Here is a 4,775-nt window from a genome sequence, read left to right on the forward strand (position 1 = left end):
GTTTGGTTCGGGATTGGGGGAAAAAAATAAATCTATCTGTCGGGTTTCGTCGCTGACTTCTTTGCTGATTTCGACGGTTCCCAAGGGAGAAAGTAATTGTTCAAGGTAATTTTTGGCAAATTGGTCATGGGGTTTCATGGACTGAGCAGTTAATCGATAATTTTCAATTGTATAGTTATTAAAAAAGTGGGTTTAAATAACCCACTTCTCAAGGGATGATTGGTAGTTTTTGGGATCGGAATTTTCAAACTGTGCCAGAAACTATGAGCAGCCATGGCAATTATTCTCCTTGTCAATAGTCAGCAATTGCAAGATTAGACTACCTCTTCGAGAAAATCATAAATTTTGTCTAATTGTTCCAAGGTCACTAAACCGTACTGCCAGAGAATCATCGGTAAATGAATTTTATCAGATTGGATCGAGCGCTCGGCCATAGCGATCGATTCTTGGGGAAGGGACAATTCCTCTTGTAGAAATTGTCGGAATTGGGAATAGGCAATCGTGGACATAGGGGGATTTTTTTCCTCAATAGTATAGTATATCTCGTGATTTTAACAAAACACTACCTGATCGGTTTCAAGGACAGTTAGTCTCGCGACCGTTTTTTCTGTATCTAAGCTATCTCGATGATAGAGAGCGCTTTCCTAAAAATCGCTGGCTCTCTTAAGATAGTCCCGTTAGATCGAGCAGAATTTTGTCTCTGTTTAATCTATAGCAAGGGTAAAGATTATTCAATCTATGACTTGATAGACTATAAAAATCTTAATCGATATGGTTAGATTTTAAACAGTATAAATGCGTAATAGCTTCTAAAAGCCATACTTATATTTCCAGACAAGGGACACCTTCTATAAGAAAGTTAACACCATTTTCAAAAATCAAGGTCTTGAGATAGACTCAATCTTAATTTTATCTCCTTCTTTCACTCCTAATTCTTTCGCTCGACCCCCAGCTAGTTCGATCACTTGATTAACCATGGTGTTTGGCCCATAGACAGGACAAGGATCCACAGCACAAGGGGGGACATTCAGCAAAACTGCTTTTACTATATCATCTTTTAGAAAAATCATGTCTAGAGGAATCGAGACATTTTTCATCCAAAACCCTGCCATCAGAGGTTGTGCAAAGGGAAATAGCATACCGCGATTTTTCTCCAAAGACGAGCGATACATTAAGCCCTTGGCCTGTTGTTCCGGGGTTTGAGCCACTTCTAACTCAATCATCTCACCATTAATATTTGCTTTGGCCGTGATCGGTAATATTTGCCCTTGATTCTCAGTCGTAATCTGAGCCATCGAACTATTATTACCATTGAGATTAGTCGATTGACAACTCAGCAGCAACAAACCTAAAAATAATATTAACTTGATCTTGAGCATAAATGATTTTTTACCAGTCATCACCAATAGTTATCAATACTTAATTTTTCTAGTATAAGTGGAGAATTAAGCAGATAAAACGTTAACACAAAGTAGCGACGGCAAATATAAAGATATTATTAAAAATATCTAGCATGGGGTTGAGCATCCTTCCTTGAGGAGAGGGGCAGGCTTACTAGAACATATATACTAAGAAAGTTCTCAAATTTATTTGCCGATTTTTCCCCGCAATTTTGCCCTAGTCTGGCTGCAGTCGATCGCCTTCGTAGGTTAAAATACCATTGATCTGTTGATCGATTATTGTAGGCTCAGGAGCAATCACCATGACCGCAGAAAGTATGTTATTTAATGGGGCGATCGTGGCGATCGTTCTCGTCCTCGTCGGATTAGCTTGGGGTTTTCTTCTCCTCAAAATCCAAGGTGGAGAAGCGGAATAGCTTGTTTTTCGGTTCATGGTTACTTTACTTAGTAGTCATGAACTACTTTTTTCCCATCAAAAGTAATTAAGAGAAAATCAATAACTAAAATTTTATACCCACACCCATGAACACTCCCACGATCGAGTTTTTTGTCGGTTTATCAGAAGAATTAAGCGGTGTTAGTCTCCGCAAAAATAAAAGTACCGGGATTCGCAATGTCCTGATGACTTTTAAAACCCTGAAAGCGATCGAACGTTTCCAAAGTTTCACCACCCGTACCTACGGCGATCTCCGTCTCACCGATGAGGAAGGAGTGATTATAGTTATTCCCAACTCGACTAAGTTTATCTTTGGAGGAGATGAAGGGGATGAAATTCAACGGGTAGAATGTGGTTTTGAAATCACCGATGAACACTGGGAGCGTTTTATGCGCTTTATGAATCGTTATGCGGCAGCCAACGGTATGGGGTATCAGGATAAGTGAGAAGTGAGAAGTGGGGTGATGGGGAGTGGGGAGTAGGGAGAATAAATAAAAATAATCTCCTGACGACCGACTCCTGAATTCTGATAGTTAAAAACGAGCTAAAATAAGGATAAATTTAGTCAAGAAACCATGAAAATAGCGATTACTGGGGCGACGGGATTTGTGGGTAGTCGGTTAGTGGTCAAACTCTATGATCGCGGCGATGACATCCTAATTTTGACTCGCAATCCCGATAAAACCCGAAGAATTTACCCAAAGTCAATCTATCCTAAGATAGAGATTATTTCCTATATCGCCACAGAATCGGGGGATTGGCAAAAAGAGATTTCCGGATGTGACGCGGTGATTAATCTAGCGGGAGAACCGATTTCGGAACGCTGGACCGGTGAAGCAAAACGAGCAATCGTCGCTAGTCGGGAAATCGGCACCGAGAAAATTGTCGAGGCGATCTCGCGTAGCGAGCGCGTTGCGACCGCACTGGCGGACCAGAAACCGAAAGTTTTAATTAACTCCTCGGCGATCGGTTACTATGGAACCAGTGAAACCGCTAGTTTTGACGAAAATAGCCCTCCCGGTGACGATTTTCTGGCAGATGTCTGTAAAAAGTGGGAAAAAGCCGCCCAAAAAGTTAAAGATTACGGCACTCGTTTAGTCATTCTTCGCACGGGTATTGTTTTAGGCAATGGGGGTGCTTTAGGGAAAATGATCCCACCCTTCAAACTTTTTGCCGGCGGTCCGATTGGCAGCGGTCGTCAGTGGTTTTCTTGGATTCATCGGGATGATTTAATTAATTTAATTATCTATTGTCTCGATCGCCCAGAAATTAGCGGTACTTTCAACGCTACTGCACCCAATCCCGTCCGGATGAAAGAATTCTGTCAGATTTTAGGGGAAGTAATGAATCGTCCTTCTTGGTTGCCAGTGCCAGATTTTGCCCTCGAAATTCTCTTGGGAGAAGGAGCAAAAATCGTCTTAGAAGGTCAAGAAGTGCTGCCAAAAGCCACACAAGCGCTCGGTTTTGACTATCGTTATCCTAATCTAGAAGCGGCCTTAGAGGAAATCGTCCCGAAAATGTAGAAAGCTGATCTACCCGAGGCCAAATGCCCTCAATCTATTTTTCACTCCAGACGGGATGGGAGAATAAAGAGGCAGCCACTCTCACCCCGCGCAGTTGATTTAACAGGGGTAAATGACCCACGGGAGCGCTTAAATCCCAGATAAATTCTTGGGGGTATTTTGTCCAATTATTGCCATTTTTCCAACCAATTTTCGGCCAGAGTTTCGGGAAATCTTGTCCCACACCTATCCATAATTTGCGCTGTACCGACCAACCGAATTTTCCTTCCGAATGAACTAACCAAAGATGATCAATAGTCTGAATATCTACACCGGGAAAAGCTTCTACTTCCGTAAAATAGACCCATTTCCTCTGTATTGCTCCTTCTCCTGCTAATTCACAGAGTTTTTGACGGGTGAGACTATCAGCAGTTTGAAAATCCTGTTTAGCCAATAATTCCTGTAAAAGTCGATAATCGATACCTTTAGCACTATCGAGGGGAACAACACCCGTGGGGAAATAATTAGCTAAAAATTCCTTGCTCTGATCGCTATTATCTTGGTATAGCAATTGATAAGCCTTACCTGTCACCAGATTAACAGGAGTGGGCTGCTTGGCCAACAAAAAATCTCTTAATACAGTTAGGCCAACTTCTCCGGCCCCGGCTAATTGTGTCAGGATTTGTAATTGATTTTTCGGCGACTCGGTGGCTAATTGACTCATCTTACGGGTAATATCCTCGCTTTGTTCTTCTACTAACACGCCATTCTGGTCAGTCATATCATCACTTTTAAGACCACTCCTTCAATACTATTACCACTATTTCGGGGTCGCTGCTCAATTTTTTCCTGACAAAAAAGGGATTTTTAGCGGGTGGTTGATCGTACACTGAATAACCAGTCCAAATGATAACGGTATAATATTGATACCAAATTGTCATTTTAACCCGCGTGTTACCCAGCGCGGGTTATAGCAAAGAACTGATTAGCCCGAGACTCGATCGCAAGATGAACAGATAAGGCATCTCTCCCCTGATCAGTAATCTCAAATCGGCGGCGAGATCTAACAGAACAAAAAGTAACACACCGAGTAGTGATCCGATAGTAGTGGTGAGCTCTCTTGCTTATCTAGCCTGAGTTGTGTAGAATATTGACTAATAAAAATAATTACCTGATAAATGTCAATAATTTGCTTTTTATGATTGCTGTTTTTATCAAAATCTTCTCTGGGATTATTAAATTTTGGTTGGATGGCGATGAAGATTTAGAACATAATCTTCTAACAAAAGATTCCCCAGCTTCAATATTTCGTTGTCCTAAATGTGGTTCTTGCCATACCATCAAAAATGGTTCTACACATAATGGCAAACCCAAACGTAAGTGTAAAGATTGTGGTCGTCAGTTTGTGATCAATCCCACTAATAAAACCGTCTCTGA

Annotated in this window: 6 protein-coding genes and 1 pseudogene; 4 read left to right on the plus strand and 3 right to left on the minus strand. The window is 41.4% G+C overall.

Features of this window, described 5'->3' with window-relative positions; genetic code table 11:
- Positions 1-314: 314 nt before the first annotated feature.
- Positions 315-509, minus strand: a complete 195-nt coding sequence (locus IM319_RS21830) for a DUF2949 domain-containing protein (RefSeq protein ID WP_002732568.1) — start codon at positions 507-509, stop codon at positions 315-317.
- 369 nt (positions 510-878) lie between these two features.
- The gene (locus tag IM319_RS21835; protein ID WP_287685861.1) at positions 879-1,400 is read right to left on the minus strand and encodes a DUF192 domain-containing protein; all 522 of its coding nucleotides are present in this window, start codon (positions 1,398-1,400) and stop codon (positions 879-881) included.
- 302 nt (positions 1,401-1,702) lie between these two features.
- On the opposite strand from IM319_RS21835, the gene IM319_RS21840 reads away from it, so the two are divergent.
- The 3 genes from IM319_RS21840 to thyD all read left to right on the plus strand — a co-directional run bounded on the left by IM319_RS21840 (position 1,703) and on the right by thyD (position 3,359).
- The gene (locus IM319_RS21840) at positions 1,703-1,816 is read left to right on the plus strand and encodes a PetM family cytochrome b6-f complex subunit 7 (RefSeq protein ID WP_012265655.1); all 114 of its coding nucleotides are present in this window, start codon (positions 1,703-1,705) and stop codon (positions 1,814-1,816) included.
- Between the two features lie 106 nt (positions 1,817-1,922).
- A complete protein-coding gene (gene psb28 / locus IM319_RS21845; protein ID WP_287736906.1) occupies positions 1,923-2,282 on the plus strand; it encodes a photosystem II reaction center protein Psb28 in 360 nt (119 codons plus the stop codon).
- A gap of 129 nt (positions 2,283-2,411) precedes the next feature.
- Positions 2,412-3,359 carry a thylakoid membrane protein ThyD gene (gene thyD, locus IM319_RS21850; protein WP_287736908.1) on the plus strand — a complete coding sequence of 316 codons (948 nt, stop codon included), beginning with the start codon at positions 2,412-2,414 and terminating at the stop codon, positions 3,357-3,359.
- A 34-nt stretch (positions 3,360-3,393) separates the two neighbouring features.
- Here thyD and IM319_RS21855 read toward each other — a convergent pair whose 3' ends face one another.
- Positions 3,394-4,119: a GUN4 domain-containing protein gene (locus tag IM319_RS21855; protein WP_287736909.1), complete on the minus strand. Its 726-nt coding sequence runs from the start codon at positions 4,117-4,119 to the stop codon at positions 3,394-3,396.
- Positions 4,120-4,644: 525 nt separating this feature from the next.
- Here IM319_RS21855 and IM319_RS22805 point away from each other — a divergent pair.
- Positions 4,645-4,775, plus strand: a pseudogene (locus tag IM319_RS22805) (IS1/IS1595 family N-terminal zinc-binding domain-containing protein); the annotation flags it as partial.

Source organism: Microcystis sp. M113S1, from assembly GCF_020246945.1.
Lineage (GTDB): Bacteria > Cyanobacteriota > Cyanobacteriia > Cyanobacteriales > Microcystaceae > Microcystis.